The 16,864-nt window shown below is 67.7% G+C and carries 12 protein-coding genes; 2 read left to right on the top strand and 10 right to left on the bottom strand.

The genetic code is table 11. From position 1 onward, the window contains the following. Positions 1–9: 9 nt before the first annotated feature. Positions 10–651, top strand: coding sequence for a hypothetical protein (locus QSK35_RS24175; RefSeq protein ID WP_285749729.1), 642 nt, complete (start codon positions 10–12; stop codon positions 649–651). On the opposite strand, the gene QSK35_RS24180 is transcribed toward QSK35_RS24175, so the two are convergent. The 7 genes from QSK35_RS24180 to QSK35_RS24210 form a co-directional block, all read right to left on the bottom strand. Next, the gene (locus QSK35_RS24180) at positions 640–2,076 is read right to left on the bottom strand and encodes a DHA2 family efflux MFS transporter permease subunit (protein WP_285749730.1); all 1,437 of its coding nucleotides are present in this window, start codon (positions 2,074–2,076) and stop codon (positions 640–642) included. The genes QSK35_RS24175 and QSK35_RS24180 overlap by 12 nt on opposite strands. Positions 2,077–2,508: 432 nt before the next feature. Next, on the bottom strand, positions 2,509–2,991 hold the full coding sequence (locus QSK35_RS24185; RefSeq protein ID WP_285749731.1) for a MarR family winged helix-turn-helix transcriptional regulator: 483 nt from the start codon (positions 2,989–2,991) through the stop codon (positions 2,509–2,511). Positions 2,992–3,145: 154 nt separating this feature from the next. Then, positions 3,146–3,565 carry a type II toxin-antitoxin system VapC family toxin gene (locus QSK35_RS24190; RefSeq protein ID WP_285749732.1) on the bottom strand — a complete coding sequence of 140 codons (420 nt, stop codon included), beginning with the start codon at positions 3,563–3,565 and terminating at the stop codon, positions 3,146–3,148. Next, positions 3,555–3,812 (bottom strand): AbrB/MazE/SpoVT family DNA-binding domain-containing protein, encoded by a 258-nt coding sequence (locus QSK35_RS24195; RefSeq protein ID WP_285749733.1) that lies wholly within the window; start codon positions 3,810–3,812, stop codon positions 3,555–3,557. Before QSK35_RS24195 ends, QSK35_RS24190 begins: the two co-directional genes overlap by 11 nt. A 31-nt stretch (positions 3,813–3,843) precedes the next feature. After that, positions 3,844–9,252 carry a pullulanase-type alpha-1,6-glucosidase gene (gene pulA, locus QSK35_RS24200; protein ID WP_285749734.1) on the bottom strand — a complete coding sequence of 1,803 codons (5,409 nt, stop codon included), beginning with the start codon at positions 9,250–9,252 and terminating at the stop codon, positions 3,844–3,846. Between the two features lie 96 nt (positions 9,253–9,348). After that, positions 9,349–9,933 carry a hypothetical protein gene (locus QSK35_RS24205; protein ID WP_285749735.1) on the bottom strand — a complete coding sequence of 195 codons (585 nt, stop codon included), beginning with the start codon at positions 9,931–9,933 and terminating at the stop codon, positions 9,349–9,351. Between the two features lie 9 nt (positions 9,934–9,942). Then, the gene (locus QSK35_RS24210; RefSeq protein ID WP_285749736.1) at positions 9,943–11,463 is read right to left on the bottom strand and encodes an alkaline phosphatase D family protein; all 1,521 of its coding nucleotides are present in this window, start codon (positions 11,461–11,463) and stop codon (positions 9,943–9,945) included. Positions 11,464–11,534: 71 nt separating this feature from the next. Here QSK35_RS24210 and QSK35_RS24215 point away from each other — a divergent pair, with 71 nt between their 5' ends. Then, positions 11,535–12,422, top strand: a complete 888-nt coding sequence (locus QSK35_RS24215; RefSeq protein WP_285749737.1) for a VCBS repeat-containing protein — start codon at positions 11,535–11,537, stop codon at positions 12,420–12,422. Here QSK35_RS24215 and QSK35_RS24220 read toward each other — a convergent pair. From QSK35_RS24220 to QSK35_RS24230, 3 genes are read right to left on the bottom strand one after another with little or no spacing between them, the layout of a single operon-like run. After that, positions 12,419–12,817 (bottom strand): DUF4233 domain-containing protein, encoded by a 399-nt coding sequence (locus tag QSK35_RS24220; protein ID WP_285749738.1) that lies wholly within the window; start codon positions 12,815–12,817, stop codon positions 12,419–12,421. The two genes, QSK35_RS24215 and QSK35_RS24220, sit on opposite strands and share 4 nt — an antisense overlap. Next, entirely contained in the window at positions 12,814–14,151 is a 1,338-nt protein-coding gene (folC, locus tag QSK35_RS24225; RefSeq protein ID WP_285749739.1) for a bifunctional tetrahydrofolate synthase/dihydrofolate synthase, read from the bottom strand. Before folC ends, QSK35_RS24220 begins: the two co-directional genes overlap by 4 nt. A gap of 2 nt (positions 14,152–14,153) precedes the next feature. Further along, entirely contained in the window at positions 14,154–16,781 is a 2,628-nt protein-coding gene (locus QSK35_RS24230; protein ID WP_285749740.1) for a valine--tRNA ligase, read from the bottom strand. Positions 16,782–16,864 lie beyond the last annotated feature (83 nt).

The following is a 16,864-nucleotide window of genomic DNA, read 5'->3' on the forward strand; positions in this document are numbered from 1 at the left end:
GTCGAGACCGTGAGCAACAACGAGCATGCCTCACCCCACGCGCTCTCCGCGCTGACCGGAGCCGCCGTCCTCTTCGTGCTGCTGCGCTTGTTCTCGGTGGCGCACTACGACTGGCACACGGCGTTCGCCTTGCTGCACACACTCGAGCTGGACGACGCGCCGGGCCTGTTCCTCGGCACGTTCATGGCGGACTCGCGGATCAGCGGCGTGCTGCTGATGGTGCTGCCGCCGGTGCTGTTGTTCTTCTACGTTCGCACGCGCGACGACCCGAAGCGCGCCCGCGCCGCGACGTTGCTCGGGCTCGTGGTGGCCGTGGCGATGCTCGTGTCTCACACGATCAGCTACCACCGCTGGTGGCTGCCCGCCGGCGCGGCGGTGATCGCGGCCGGGTTGTTGTTCGTCAAGAAGGAGCCGGTGCACTTCGTGCTGCGCTGGTTCGCCTGGCTGATGAGCGGCGCGGCGCTCGTGGTCGCCGCGATCGTGACGACGCCTTGGGTGCCGTTGGAACGCATCGAGACCAAGACCGGCACCCACGAGTACTACGTGATGGAGACCAGCCCCGGATTCCTGAAGGTCATCGGCGCGCAGGACCACAAGTTCGCGATCCTGCGCGCCGATGACGTCCTCTCCCGGACCGAACTAGTGCACTAGCACCGGTGCGGCCTCCCCCTCCGCGCGGACCGGGGCAGGACGCATCACGACCACCGCCAGCACGAGCGCGACGGCGACGAGCGCGGAGCTGATCCAGAACGCCAGGTGGTAGCCGGACAGCAACGCCTCCGCCTGCGGCACACCCGCCGCCAGCTGCGCTGACGTGCGCGACGCCGACGTGGTCGCCAGCACGGCGAGGCCCAGCGCGCCACCCACCTGCGCGGTGGTCTGCGCGAGACCGCCCGCGAGACCGGCGTCCTCGGCCGTCGCGTCCGACATGACCAGCGTCATCAACGCCGGGAAGCACAGCCCCATGCCGACGCCGAGCGGCAGCATCACCGGCAGCAGGTTCGCGACGTACGTGCCGTCGACCGGCGCCTGCGTGAAGACCAGCAGTCCGCCCAGAGCGAGCAGCATGCCGACGATCAACATGTTGCGCTCGCCGAACCGGGTGTTGAGCTTGGCCGCGAGGCTGAACGAGAACGCGCCGATCGCGACCGCCACCGGCAGGAACGCCAGGCCGATCTGCAGCGCGTCGTAGTGCAGCAGCAGCTGCATGTAGAGCGTGCCCAGGAAGAACATGCCGAACATGCCCGCGATCATCAGGATCTGCACGATGTTCGCGCCGGTCACGTTGCGGGACTTGAAGATCCGCAGCGGCAGCAACGGCTTCTCGGCCCGGTGCTGGCGTACGACGAACGACACGAGCAGCGCCGCGGCGACCGCGCCGAGGCCCAGCGTGTGCACCGAACCCCAGCCGTACTGCTCCGCCTTGACGATCGTGTACACGCCGAGCATCACCGACGACACGATCAGGCCGGCGCCGAGGACGTCCGCGCCCTCCTTGAGCCCGATGCCCTTGGAGTCCGGCACGAGCCGCAACGCGGCGACGACCGCCACCACGCCGATCGGGACGTTCACGAAGAAGATCCAGTGCCAGTTGATGGCCTGGGTGAGCACACCGCCGAGCAGCAGCCCGATCGACGCACCGGCCGCGGCCACGAAGCTGAAGACACCCATCGCCCGCCGCTGCTCGTCGGGCTTCGGGAACATCGTGAAGATCATGCCGAGCGTCACGGACGTCGCCAGCGCGCCACCGGCGCCCTGCAGGAACCGCGACACGATCAGCATCGCGGGCGTGAACGACACACCGCACAGCATCGAGGCGGCGGTGAACGCCACCAGGCCGATCAGGAACACCTTCTTGTGACCGATCAGGTCACCCAAACGTCCGGCGAGCAGCAGCAGGCCTCCGAACGCGATCAGGTACGCGTTCACCACCCAGGCCAGCCCGGCGGGCGTGAACTCGAGGTCGGTCTGGATCGCCGGCAACGCCACGTTCACGATCGTCTGGTCCAGGACGATCATCAACATCCCGGCGCACAGCACGACCAACGCGTACCAGCGCGAGTCGGTCTTCGTCATCGGTCCCCCATGGTCCGCTTCCATGGGTACGACCGTAGCAGATAGTTTTTTACGGGACTATCTATTAACCAACTTCACGCCGGAGATGCGGCGGCTTCTCGCAGCGGGTCAGCTCCGGAAACCGGCCCTCAACCAGGCAACTCACTGAGCGCCGCGTCGTAGACCTGCGTCACGACTTCGTCCGCTTTGGCGAGCCGCAGTGCACGCCGCCCCGAGGGCTTCTCGCACTGCGTCAGCTCCGCGAACCGCGGCCCTCAACCAGCATGGTCAGCGCCTTGAGTAGCCCACCCCGTTGCTCTGACACCCATTACCCAACCGCATGCCGGAGGGCCCGGCGCCCCGGCGGCTTCTCGCACGGCGTCAACTCCGCAAACCGGCCGTCGACCAACCTGGTCAGCACCTTGAGCAGCCCACCCGTTGCTCTGACACCTATCAGCCAACTGCATGCCGCAGTGCACGCCGCCTCGGCGGCTTCTCGCACGGCGTCAGCTCCGCGAACCGGCCGTCGACCAGCCTGGTCAGCGCCTTGAGCAGCCCATCGCGTTCGTCTTCCGGCAACTCGCCGAGCACTTCGTCGTAAACCTGCGCCACAACCTGGTCCGCCTTGGCGAGCATCTCCCGGCCGGCCTGCGTGACCTCGATGACGCGCGCCCGGCGGTCGGTCGGCGACAGCCTGCGCTCCGCCAGTCCTGCCTTCTCGAGCGCGTCCATGGTCACGACCATCGTGGTCTTGTCCATGTTCGACAGGTCGGCGAGCTCGGTCTGCGTGCGACCGGCGTCCACCGCGCTGGACAGGACGCAACGGCCTCGCGGCGTCAGACCGATTTCCGCCAGCTTGGCGGTCAGCTCGGTCTCCAGCGCGTAGCTGGCCTGATGCAGCAGCATCATGAGGTCGGTGCACTTCGGCGTGCTCATGTCACCCACTGTACTAGTCCGCTGCGAAACTATTTGTCTACGGAACGATCAGTGATGGTGGCTGCACCAAGCCGACAAAGGGGCGTTGAACGGACCTGCCAGGCGGCCGTAAGACGGCACCTGACGCGACGCCTGAGCGTTCCGGGCGAGCGGGCTACGGGACGATCAGCTCGACGGTCGGGAAGTACGTGCGGTACCGCGCCTCGTCCCTGGTCAACAGGCGCAGCTTCATCACGGCGGCGTGCGCCCCGATGAAGAAGTCCGGCAGCGGAGCGGTCTTGACACCTCCCCGCTGCCGGTAGTCGCGGTAACACTTGCCTGCCAAAAACGCCGCCGGCCAAGGCAGCGCGGACCGGACGAAGTAGTCGGGGTTGAGCGCTTCCTCCACGTCCTCCATCCGGGAGAACCGATAGGAAACTTCGGCGTAGATCACGTGGTTGACGACGAGCGGACCACGGTCCCCCGCCTCGGCCAGCGCTTCGAGCGACCACTTCTTCCAGACGGGATCCTCGGTCAGCAGGTCAAGGATCACGTTCGAGTCGACCATGGTGCCGCGCACAGATTCACTCGCCACGCGTCAGCGCCATGATCTCGTCGGTCGTCATCTTCACGTCCCCCTTGCCGAGCAGGGACTCCGCCACCCGCCGGCCGTGGCTCATTTCGCCCAGGTCGACCTTCACGATGGTTGCCGTGTGATGGGCGACGTCGACGTGAAACCGCACCGCGTCACCAGGGCGGATGCCCAACTGTTCGCGCACCTCGAGCGGGATCGTCACCTGTCCCTTCGTCGTCACCTTCATAGCCGGAAGAGTGTCTGTCATGCGGTAAGAGTAATACCGGTATTACTCTTACTCAACGCTCCAGCACCACTACCGACCGAGCTTCACCCGGACGTGTGGACGTCGTCAGCGGCCGCCACCCGTCGCCCGGTAGCGCCACCTGCTGGTCCGTCGGATACGGGTTGATCACCACGAGAATCCCCCGGCGGGCCGGATCCACATCCGGCCCGACGGTGTCGTCGATGTGCATGACGATCACGCCCGGCGCAGCGGCCGGGAACGACACCTTCTGCTGCACGAGATCCAGCGATCCCAGCGAGAACAGCGGCGACGACTGCCGAATCCGCGACAGTTCCAGCACACCGTCCAACGACGACCGCATGTCCGCACCCGAAGGCCGAGCAAGACCGAGCAACGGCCGAGCGTAGGGCCACTTCGCAGAGTTGTCCGCGGCCGGCGGCAGACCGCGACCGAAACCATTGTCACGCAACGAAGGGTCGTAGGGGTTGAACCAGTCACCGGAGTCGAAGCTGTTGCGGTCCAACGACTTCGACCGCAGGAACTCGGTGCCCGCGTGCACGAAGGGCCGCCCCTGCCCCAGCAGAACGGGCGCCAGAGACAACTTCTGCATGCGTACCCGGTCAGCCGGAGAAGTCCCAGCAGGCAACTTGTACATCAACGCGTCGAACAAAGTCTCGTTGTCGTGCGCGTCGACGTACGTGACCGCCTCCAAAGGCGCGCCCGTGTACCCGGCCGAAACGCCGTTGTACCGAACGTCCCGGCCGGAAACGACACCAGCGGAAGACAGGAACCGGTACGAGGCCATGTTCCCAGCCATACCGAGCTTCACCAGATCGCTGTAGTTCGCGAGCCGCGCGGCAACGTCACCGTTGGCCGGAGTGCCGTTGAGATCGCCTGCGAGTCCGGACCCAAGGCCCTGGATGCGGGGATCGTCGTCGAACGGGCCGCCGCCGCGCACCGCGTCACGCAGGCGGTCGCTGAACGTGCCGACGCCCGTGCCCGCCATGTTCGCCTGCGTCGCCTGCTCGAACCGCGCGTTGCCCGCGACCTCGCCGAAGTCCCAGCCCTCGCCGTACAGGCCGATCTTGCGGCCGTCGACACCGTCGGCAGCGACGGTCAACGCGTCCAGGGCGGCACGCACCGCCAGGATGTTCGCCTTCGGGTGGTGGCCCATCAGGTCGAACCGGAAGCCGTCGACCTTGTAGTTGCGCGCCCAGCGCACGACCGAGTCGACGACGAGCTTGCCCATCATCGCGTTCTCGGGCGCGGTGTTGGAGCAGCACGTCGAGTTCGCGACCGTGCCGTCCAGGTTCAGCCGCTGGTAGTAGCCGGGCACGACCTTGTCCAGCACCGACAGCGGGGCGTCGCCGTGCGCCGCGGTGTGGTTGTAGACCACGTCGAGCACCACGCGGTTTCCGTTTTCGTGCAACGACTTCACCATCTCGCGGTACTCCCGCGACCGCGCCCAGCCGTCCTGCGCCACCGCGTACGAGCCCTCGGGCACGTCGTAGTGCAACGGGTCGTAGCCCCAGTTGAAGCCGTCACGAGCGGCGACCGCGCCGACACAGGCCTGCTGTTCCGAGGAGTCCGGCGGCAGCGAAGGCAGGTCACACGCCGGAACGGCCTGATCGGCGCGTTTCTCCGGGATCGTCGCGATGTCGAACGTCGGCAGCAGGTGCACGGTGTCCATGCCGGCGGCCGCCAGCGACGCCAGGTGTTTCATGCCAACGGAATCGCGATGAGTGAACGCCTTGTACGTGCCGCGATCCGCAGCAGGCACCGAGGAATCGTTGATCGAGAAGTCGCGGACGTGCAGCTCGGTGATCGCACCACCGATGCCGCGCGCGACGTCGCCGGACCAGCCGCTGGGCTTGGTCCGCGCGTCGGCCAGGTCCGCGAACTGCGAGTGCGTCGAGTTCACCGCCAGGGCAACGGAGTACGGGTCGGTGACCACGACCGTGCGCTGCCAGTTGGTCACCTCGAACTGGTAGTACTTGTCCTTCCAGTTCCCGGATCCGGACCACGAACCGGACGCGTCGTCCCGCCTGAGATCGACGACCCGAGAAGGCTCACCCGAAGGCTGGTCGAACAACCGCAGCCGCACGTTGAGAGCCGTCGGCGCCCACAGCCGCACCGTGGCGCGAGACCCCGAGAACGAAGGCCCGTACGTCAACGTCGAGGCCGCCGCCGCGTACCGGTCGTCCAGCACCCCCGCGATCTGCACGCCCGTCCGGTGCCGGATCGCGCCCGAGGCGTCCGTGTGCACCGCGGAAAGCTTGTCCCGCAACGCCTCGTCGACGAACCCGCGCACGCGGAACACCGGTTTCCCCTTCAAGTGGGGGAACTTGTCCGGAACAGCGTCAGAAGACGGCGACAACCGCAGCACCCGCGAGCCGTACTCGAGCCGGTACCCGTCCGAGGCGATCTGCGGCACGTCCCACACGACCAGGTCCTTCGAGACCCAGATCGCCTTGGACTTCGTCAGGTCGTCGTCCGCCGCCGGACCCGCGGCGGGCGGCAGGAGGTAGGTCTCGGTCCCGGACAACTGCCACACCTCGTTCCCCTTGGCCGCGAGGTCGAGGAACTGGTCCGGTCCCGGATCCTTGGTGTCACCACGATGGATGATGTAGCTCAGGCCGGCGGCACCGGCGGCCAGGGGAACGGACCAGTACACGCCGAACGCGTCCCGGCCGTCCGGCACCCGCGACTGGTTCCACCCCGGAGACGGTTCCGCAGAACCCGTCCAGTGGTACATCGTCCAGTCGGTGTAGTCGCCGTCCGCCCGGTTGTAGTGGATCACCGCCCGGTTCTCCGCCGCGGCACGGGACGCGTGGACGCGGTCGTTCTTCACCCACGCCGAGGCGCCGCTGAACTTGCCGGACGCGAACACCGTCCCGGCGCGGACCAGGGAGAACTCGGTGGTCGGCGGCAGGTCGGCGTAAGCGCCGAACGAGTCGCTCCCGGTGAACGCGGCGTCCGGTCGCCCGGCCACCCGGACGGCGACACCGGAGACGTCGCCCGCGAAGTGGACCGTCGCTTTGTTCAGAGCCGCCTGCTCGTCCGGATACACGGGCGGCTGGCCCTGCTTCAGCCAAACTTCAGGATTCACGCTCGGATCGACGAACCGGTCGACCGAACCGTCCTTTTCATCACCCTTGTGCGCGATGATCCCAACGGATTTGGCCCCTGGCTTCAGCTTGATCCAGGCGAACCGCCCATACGGCGTCTCGCCCGAGAACGGGATCGGGTTCTGCCAGGTCGGCTCGCTGACGACGTCGCCCCAGACGTGCAGGCCCCAGCCGTCATAGTTGTCCCGCTGGTAGTGCACGACGAGCCAGTCCGGGTTCTTCGTGCCCGGCGGCTGCACGGGCGGCGCGGGCACCAGCGTCACGAACGCGCCATCCGCCCCGATCGCGCCCGATCGCGCGACAACCCGCAGCTCAACACGCTTACCCGCCGCCGCACCCGGCAACGACGCGAGGTCCGCGAACACCCGGTACGGCGCCGCGTCATCCGTGCCGAGCACGGTCCAGTCCGAGACACCTTCCACCCGTGCCGCGAACGTCGCCTGGGCGTTCGCCGCACCGATGCCGTCCGCGCGCAGCTCGACCCGCTTGTCCAGCACGGTCCCCGCGGCGGGCGCGACCAGCGTCGGCGCGGGGGCCAGCGCCGGAACAGTCCCGGTTCCCTTGAGCACCAACGACGACAGCGGCGGCACGGTCACCGTGACCCGCCCGTTCGACACCGGGTAGCCCTCGAACCCGCTCGAGCTCACCGGCACGGTGACGGTCTTCTCGGCGGTCCCGGCGTTGGCGACGACGACGTTCTCCTGGGAACCGATACGGCTGAACGCGAAGACGTCGCCCTCGGCATACCGCAGCACCTGGTTGCCCTTGCGCCACACCGGATCCGAGTCGACGAACTTCGCGAGCTCCTGCAGCTGTCGGTACAGCGGGTGGTTCACGTCGAACTTCTCGTCGGCGCCGGTCTTCGACGACCCGATGAGCTTCTCGGCGACGTACTCGGGCGTCTGGCTGGCGAACATGTCCTGCCGGGCGAGCTTGTCCCCGCCACCGCCGGCGAACCCCTGCTCGTCGCCGTAGTAGACGACCGGGTTGCCGCGCCACAGGTACATCAGCGAGTTGCCGAGCTGAAGGCGCTTCAACAGTTCATCGTCGGAGATGCCGGGCCGGTTCTGCCTGATCATCCACGCCACGCGCCCCATGTCGTGGTTGCCGAGGAACGTCGGCAGCGACGAGGCGTTCGAGTCCGCGTCGGTGTACCGGTCGTCGTCCAGCAGCACCTCACCGAGGCGCGTGGCGCCGCTGCCGGACAGGAACCCGACCGCGCCGGACTGGAACGGGAAGTCGAGGGTCGCCTGCATGCGCCCGGTGGTCGTGTACTTCGAGGTGTTCTCCGGGTTGCCGTCGAACACCTCGCCGAACACGAAGAAGTCCCGCTTGCCCTTCTTGCGCGCGTACTCCTTCACGTGCGGCGCAAGCGCTTGCCAGAACTCGACGTTGACGTGCTTGACCGTGTCGACCCGGTAGCCGTCGATGTCGAGCGTGTCGATCCAGCTGGTGAAGATGTCCTTCATGCCGTTGACCACGCGCGGGTGCTCGGTCATCAGGTCGTCGAGACCGCCGAAGTCGCCCTGCTCGCTGGACTCGCCGCTGAACGTCGAGTCGCCGCGGTTGTGGTACAGCGTGACGTCGTTGAGCCACAACGGCTGCTTCACGGGTCCACTTCGGACCGGCGTGTAGGGGAACGACTTCTTCGGGTCGAGCTTCGGGAAGTCCTTGCGTCCCGCGTACTCCGAGATGTCGAACGGCTTGCCGGACGCGTCGAGGTACGGCTGCGCGCCCGTGCTGATGTAGGACGTCTTGCCCTCGGCGTAGGAGATCACGTCCGCGGTGTGGTTCGCGACGATGTCGAAGAACACCTTGATGCCGCGCCGGTGCGCGTCGCGGATCAGGTCACGCATCTCCTGCGTGGTACCGAAGTGCGGGTCGAGCTTGGTGAAGTCGGTCGTCCAGTACCCGTGATAGGCGGCGGAATCGCCCTGCACCCAGCGGTTCTGGAACATCGGCGTCATCCAGAGCGCCGTGATGCCCATGCCGTCGAGGTAGTCGAGCTTCTGGTGCAATCCCTTGAGGTCGCCACCGTGGTAAAAGCCCTTGTCAGCAGGGTCGAAGCCGTTCTTCATCCGGTCGCCCGGCGTCCCCGCCCGGTCGTTGCGCGGGTCGCCGTTGGCGAACCGGTCCGGCATCACGAAGTAGAACCGCTCGCCGGTCAGGTCGTCGCGCAGGGCGGTTCTCGCGAGCTTGGTGTCGCCGTCCCGCATGCCGGGCGCGATGTCCACCACCTCGCCCACGGCCAGCCGTTGTTTTCCGGCGGCGTGCGCGGCCGGTGTGAACGGGAGCAGAACGAATGCAGCGAGCGCGGCGACGACCCGACGCATCGCGACCTCCTTGTCGCAACTTCTTGCAGGGTGGCTGCACGAAACCACGACAAAGGCGAGCTAACAAGAGTCAAGTGGCTGCAAAACCTTGCAGGTTCAGCCGAATGCGGGTAGCGCGGCGAACCGCGGGTCCACCTGCGCCGTCGCGGCGGCGTGGCGCGCCCATGCCCGCACGCGCGACAGCGGATGCCCGGTGAACTGCGCGTCGAACTGCGGGTCGTCGCCGCGGTGGAAGGGCAGTCGCCCCTGCGACTCGGGCGCGTAGGGGTGCGGGATGAACCATCCGTCGTGCCCGAGCTGCGCCATCAGCATCGCCTCGCGCACTCCGGTCGTGCCCTGCTCGGTCGCCTGGCACTTCAGCACGGCACTGCACGTGGCCTTGGGCAGCGTGAAGGAGGCGATGAACGCCTGTCCCGACGGCTGGCTCGGGATGGGCAGCTTCACCACCTGGTAGAGCGCCTGCAGCCCGCCGAACGGCACGACGTGCGCCTCGATCAGGCAGCCGACCTCGCCGGTGATCACGGCGAGGTCGTGCCGCAGCCGGGTCAGGTCCTCCAGCGGCGCGGGCAGGTCCGGCACCAGGTCGAAGTACGTCAGGCTGACCTGGTCGCCGGTCGCCGGGTGGTACCAACTGTGCTGCTCGTGCTGCTGGAAGCCGGTGCTGTCGAACGTGATGGGCACATAGGCACCCTATGGGTTGATCGTCTTCGACCAGAGCGACTTGCCGGAAGAGTCCCGCAGCCACACCGTGAGCTCGCCGCCGCGGTTCACGGCGATCTCCCCGAAGTGCTGGAACCCGTCCAGCGGCGTGGTGTTCGGCGCGGGCGGCGCGTGCACGAACACGGCCTCCGGGCCGAACGTCGGGTCGAGAGTGTTCGGCCCGAACGCCCCGGCGTGCAGCGGGCCGGAGACGAACTCCCAGAACGGGTCGAAGTCCGCCACGGCCGCGCGGTCCGGCGAGTAGTGGTGCGCCGCGGTGTAGTGCACGTCCGCGGTGAGCCACACGGTGTTGCGGACCCGGCGGCGCTTGAGCTCGCGCAGCACCCAGGCCAGCTCGTGCTCACGGCCGTTGGGCGCACCGGGCAGGCCGTTGGCGACGCCCTCGATGTCTGCACCGTCCGGCACGGTCAGGCCGATCGGCAGGTCGTTGGCGATGATCTTCCACGTCGCGGTGCTGCGGGCCAGCGAGTCGACGAGCCAACGGGCCTGCTGCTCGCCGAGGATCACGCCCGGCCGGTCGCGCGGCGAGGTGTTCTTGTCCTTGTACGTGCGCATGTCGAGCACGAACACCTCGACGTGCCGGCCGTACGGGAACTTGCGGTACACGCGGCCGTCGACTGCCCGGCGCTGGTCCAGCGGCATCCACTCGTGGAACGCCTGGAACGCGCGGGAGGCCAGCACGTCGACGCGCTTCTCCGTGTACTGCGGCAGGTCGAGGATCTCGCCGGGGTACCAGTTGTTGACGACCTCGTGGTCGTCCCACTGCACGTACGAGGGCACCTGCGCGGCGAACGCACGGTACTTGTCGTCCAGCAGGTTGTAGGCGAACTGGCCGCGGTACTCGTCGAGCGTCTCGGCGACCTTGAGCTTCTCCGGCGTCACGACGTTGCGCCACACCCGGCCGTCGGGCAGCGTCACCGTTTCGCGAAGCGGGTTGTCGGAGTACACCGAGTCGCCGCTGTGAATGAAGAAGTCCGGCTTGCGCGCGGCCATCGCGCCGAAGATCGGCATGCCGCCGATGTCGGGGTTGCTGCCCCAGCCCTGCCCGACGACGTCGCCGGACCAGACGAACCGCACCTCGTCGCGCCCGATCGGCGCGGTGCGGAAACTGCCGGACACCGCCTCGCTGCAGGATCGGCCGTCGAGGTCCTCGGCGATCACGCGGTAGTACGCGCGCCGGCCGGGCGGCAGGTGGTTGACGCGCACGCGGCCGGTGCCACCGGTCTCCGGCGTGAGCAGCGGGCCGCGAATCCGCCGCGCGAGGCGGAATTCCGGGTCCGTGGACACCTCGACGATCATGCGCGACGGCTTGTCGGCGCGAGTCCACACCAGTGCGCCGTCCCAGGTGACATCGCCCGACTGGACGCCGTGCGTCAGCACCGGACGGCCGGACCGAGCCAGCGCCGTGCCGGAAGTGCCTAGGCCGACCAGGGCAATTCCCGCGCTCGCTCGTAACAACCCGCGGCGCGAAAGGATGGATGAGTTGTCCACGGCGGGCTTTCTAGTCGTTGGTGGCGACTGGCAGGTGCCGTCCGGGTGAACACTTCGTGAGGGGAGCCACGATGCGATTACCGCGCGTCCTGCTGGCCGCTGTCGGTCTGGTCCTGATCATGTCGGCGACCGCCCACGCGGGCAACCGAAACCAGCCGATCGTCGGTGACCTCAACCGCGACGGCAGACCGGATGTCACAACCCTGGGCCCGTTGGGCGACACCAACGTCTGCACGTTGAACGTGCAGTACCGCAGGGCCGACGGAACGCTGAGACCGCCAGTCACCTACACCTACACATCCCCGTTGCCGCGCCAGCCGTTCTGCCCGGACATGGGCGTAGCGGTCGATCTGGGCGGCGACGGCGTCACCGAGCTCGTCCTGACCCACTTCAACAACTCGCGCGGCGACCTGCTGGTACTGCGGAAGTTCAAGGTGACCGCCGTCTACCAGGGCGTGTCGTTCCCCAGCACCATCCGCACCGCCGACTTCGACGGCGACGGTCTCGTCGACATCTGGCAGTCCACCGACGAGGTCGAGACGCTGCTGACGTTGCGCAACACCCCGGCATCGACGATCGTGCCGGGCGCGATCAACGTCTGCTCGCGGGTACCGATCCCGAACCACGCGCTGGCCGACTTCAACGGCGACGGCGGCCAGGACTTCCTGCTCTCGCGCGTATGCCGCAACAGCCTCGCCGAGGCAGCGGTGTACTTCGGCACCGGCGGTTCAGTCGTACTGGCCAGCACCACAGAACCGTGGAACACGCGGTACGAGGTCTACGCGTCCGACTTCAACAACGATGGCGTCCCGGACGCGGGCCTGATCACCTACACCGGCGGCACGAGCACCGTGCGGCACTTCGTGAACAGCGGCACGGGCGTGTTCACCGAGGTTCCCGCGTTGGCCGCCGCAGCGCCGAAGATCAGCGCTGACTCGTCACAAGGAGCGCACCACTAACCGGGGGTTTGCTGGCTGGGCAACCTGCCCTCGGCCATGCGCTTCAGCAGATCGTGGCGCAGCCATAGCAGGTATGCCCAGACCAGCGAAAAGATCACCCCGATGGCGCCCAGCGGCGGCATGATCACCCAGGTGGCGATCAGCAGCACGTGCAGCCCGATGATCACACCGACAGCCCACTTGTGCTTCAGAAACACGCACATCGCGATGAACGCGACGATGAACCCGAGCACCACCCAGCCCGCACTGGTGCCGACACCGCCGCGCAGCTTCGCAACGATCGGCAGTGCCAACGCGACAACGATCACCTCGAGGATCAGCGTTCCAGCCATGATCCCGCGAAACCCCTTCATGGGGTCCTTCTTCGGTGCGGGAGCCGGGGTCTCCCCTGTCATGCCGGCTCCTTACCGAACAACGCGCGAGCCTCGCCCGCGGTCACAACGGATCCGGTGACGATCACGCCGCCCCCGGAAAGCTCTTCCTCCTCGACGAGGCGAATCGCCTCCTCGATCGCGTCGTCGAGCCGGGGCTGCACGACCATCCGATCCTCACCGAAGATCGTCATGGCGATCCCGGCGAGCAGGTCCGGATCCATCGCGCGTGTGGACGAGTTAGTCGTGAGCACGACCTCGTGCACAACCGGCTCCAGCGCGGCGAGGATGCCCTCGGCGTCCTTGTCCGCCATGACGGCCACGACCGCAACAAGCTTGCGGAACCCGAACTCCTCGTCCAGCGCAGTCGCCAGAGCGCGAGCGCCGTGCGGGTTGTGCGCGGCGTCGACGAACACGTTCGGCGCGGACCGCAGCCGCTCCAAGCGCCCCGGCGTAGTGACGGTCGCGAAGCCCTGCCGAACCGCCTCGACGTCAAGCTGGCGATCCGCCCCCGCGCCGAAGAACGCCTCAACCGCAGCCAGCGCGAGCGCGGCGTTGCCTGCCTGATGCGCGCCGTGCAGCGGCAGGAAGATGTCTTCGTACAGGCCGCCCAGCCCCTGCAGCGTCAGCAACTGCCCGCCCACCGCCACGTCGCGGCGGACAACGCCGAACTCCTGCCCTTGGCGCGCCACCGTGGCGTCCACCTCGGCGACTCGTTCCAGCAGGACCTTCATCACCTCGGCGGGCTGTTCGGCGATCAGCGCGACCGATCCGGGCTTGATGATCCCGGCCTTCTCCTTGGCGATGCCCGCGATGTCGCCACCCAGGTATTCGACGTGGTCGATGCCGATGGGCGTGATGACCGCGATCTTGCCGTCGGCGATGTTGGTGGCGTCCCAGGTGCCGCCCATGCCGGTCTCGACGACCGCGACATCCACCGGGGCATCGGCGAACGCCGCGTACGCCATGCCGGTGAGCACCTCGAACTTGCTCATCGGCACTTCGTGCTTCGCGTCGATCATGCCCAGGTACGGCTCGACGTCGCGGTAGATCTCGACGTAGCGCTCTGGCGTGATCGGGGCGCCGTCGACGCTGATGCGCTCGGTCGCCAGCTGCAGGTGGGGGCTGGTGTAGCGACCCGTGCGCAGCCCGATCCGGGTGAACAGCGCGTCGATCATCCGGGACGTCGACGTCTTGCCGTTCGTACCCGCGATGTGGACGACGGGGTACGTGGTGTGCGGGTCGCCGAGAACGTGCGCCAGCGCCTTGATCCGCTCGACCGTCGGTTCGATCTTGGTCTCGGGCCAGCGCTGGTTGAGCTCGTTCTCGACGTCCAGCAGCTCGTCGAGGTTCTCCATGATCAGGACTCCGGCAGAGCGGCGATGCGGGCGTTGATCCGCTCGATCTCCGCCTCGGCCGCGACCTTGCGGGCCCGGATCTTCTCGACCACGTCCGCGGGCGCCTTGTCCGTGAACGCCGGGTTGTTCAGCTTCCCCTCACACTGGGCGAGGTCCTTCTCCGCCACCGCCAGATCCTTGGTCAACCGCTTGCGCTCGGCCACCACGTCGATCGCGCCGGACGTGTCCAGCTCGACCTTCACGGTCCCCTTGGGCAGGCCGACCTCGAGCGTCGCGGAGACGTTGAACTCCTCGCCCGGCTCGGTCAGCTTCGTCATCGTCCGGACGGACGCGACCTGGTCCAGCATGTCGACGCAGCACGCACCGCGGACCTTGCCCGCGACCTTCTGCCCGGGCTTGAGGCCCTGCTCGGAGCGGAACCGGCGGATCTCCGTCGCCAGCTTCTTCAGGCCCTCGATCTTGACCGCGGCCTCCGGGTCGCGAGTAGCACCCGACGGCGAAGGCCACGAAGCGACGACGAGCGACTCGCCACCGGTCAGGGTGGTCCACAGCGTCTCGGTGATGAACGGCGTCACCGGGTGCAGCAGGCGGTACAGGACCTCCAGGACGTGCCCCAGGACCGACTGGGTCGACTCCACCAGGCCCTCGGCGATCTGGACCTTCGCGATCTCCAGGTACCAGTCGCAGAACTCGTCCCACGTGAAGCTGTACAGAGCCTCGCACGCCTTGGCGAACTGGAACGCCTCGAACTGGTTGTCCACATCGGACACCAGCTGGTCGAGCAGGTCCAGGATCCAGCGGTCGGCCGCGGTGAGATCCTCGCGCGGGGGCAGGGGACGTTCCACGGTGGCACCGTTGGCGAAGGCGAACTTGCTGGCGTTCCACAGCTTCGTGGTGAAGTTGCGCGCGCCGGCCGCCCACTCCTCCGCGACCGCCATGTCCGAGCCGGGGTTGGCGCCACGCAGCAACGTGAAGCGGGTGGCGTCGGCGCCGTAGCTGTCCATCCAGTCCAGCGGGTCGATCCCGTTCCCACGCGTCTTGGACATCTTCTTGCCCTGCGCGTCACGAATGAGCCCGTGCAGGTAAACGTGGTCGAACGGCTGGACGTCGCCCATCGCGTACAGGCCGAACATCATCATCCGGACGACCCAGAAGAAGAGGATGTCGTAGCCCGTCGACAGCACGGTCGTCGGATAGAACTTCTTCAGGTCCTCGGTCTCGTCCGGCCAACCGAGCGTCGAGAACGGCCACAGGCCCGAGGAGAACCAGGTGTCGAGGACGTCCTCGTCCTGCGTCCAGCCCTCACCGGTCGGCTCGGCGTCGTCGGGACCGACGCACACGACCTCACCGTTCGGGCCGTACCAGACCGGGATCCGGTGGCCCCACCACAGCTGCCGCGAGATGCACCAGTCGTGCAGGTTGTCGGTCCAGTCGAAGTACCGCTTCGAGAGCTCGGCCGGGTGGATCTTGGTGCGGCCGTCGCGAACGGCGGCCGACGCCTTCGCCGCGATGCCCTCGACCTTGACCCACCACTGCAGCGACAGGCGCGGCTCGATGACCGTGTCGCACCGCGAGCAGTGGCCGACCGAGTGCACGTACGGGCGCTTCTCGGCGACGATTCGGCCCTGCTCGCGCAGTGCGGCGACGACCGCGGGACGCGCCTCGAACCGGTCCAGCCCCTCGAACGGGCCGTGCGCGGTGATGACGCCGCGCCCGTCCATGATCGTGAGGTTCGGCAGGTTGTGGCGCTGGCCGATCTCGAAGTCGTTCGGGTCGTGCGCCGGGGTCACCTTGACCGCGCCGGTGCCGAACTTGGGGTCGACGTGCGTGTCCGCGACGATCGGGACGCGGCGGCCGGTCAGCGGGACCTCGACCTCCTCGCCGATCAGGTGCGCGTAGCGCTCGTCGTCCGGGTGGACGGCGACGGCCGTGTCACCCAGCATCGTCTCGGCGCGCGTGGTCGCGACGACGATCGAACGGTCAGCGCTGCCGTACCGGATCGAGACGAGCTCGCCGTTGTCCTCGGAGTGGTCGACCTCGACGTCGGACAGCGCCGTCTGGCAGCGCGGACACCAGTTGATGATGCGCTCGGCCCGGTAGATCAGGCCGTCGTCGAACATCCGCTTGAAGATCGTCTGGACGGCACGCGACAGGCCCTCGTCCATGGTGAACCGCTCGCGCGACCAGTCGACGCCGTCGCCGAGCCGCTTCATCTGGTCGAGGATCTTGCCGCCGTACTCCTCTTTCCACTCCCAGACGCGCTGGACGAACTTCTCGCGCCCCAGGTCGTGCCGCGACAGGCCCTGGTTGGCGAGGTCGCGCTCGACGGCGTTCTGGGTCGCGATGCCCGCGTGGTCCATGCCGGGCAGCCACAGCACCTCGTAGCCCTGCATGCGGCGGCGCCTGGTCAGCGCGTCCATGATGCTGTGGTTCAGGGCGTGGCCCATGTGCAGGCTGCCGGTGACGTTCGGCGGCGGGAGGACGATCGTGAACGGCGGCTTGTCGCTGTTCACGTCGGCCGTGAAGTAACCGCGATCGACCCAGCGCTCGTACAGCCCCGCCTCTACCTCCGCCGGGTTCCACGCGGCGGGGAGTTCGGGACGCTGCTGTTCGGTACGGGTCTCAGTCACGGCTGAAGAGTCTACGGAGCGTTGGGTATCGACTTGAACTGAGATACCTGGTAACGCACTGGAGCACTGCTCCGAAAGAGTGA

The sequence above is a fragment of the Lentzea sp. NBRC 105346 genome, from assembly GCF_030269605.1.
In the GTDB taxonomy this organism is placed as follows: domain Bacteria; phylum Actinomycetota; class Actinomycetes; order Mycobacteriales; family Pseudonocardiaceae; genus Lentzea.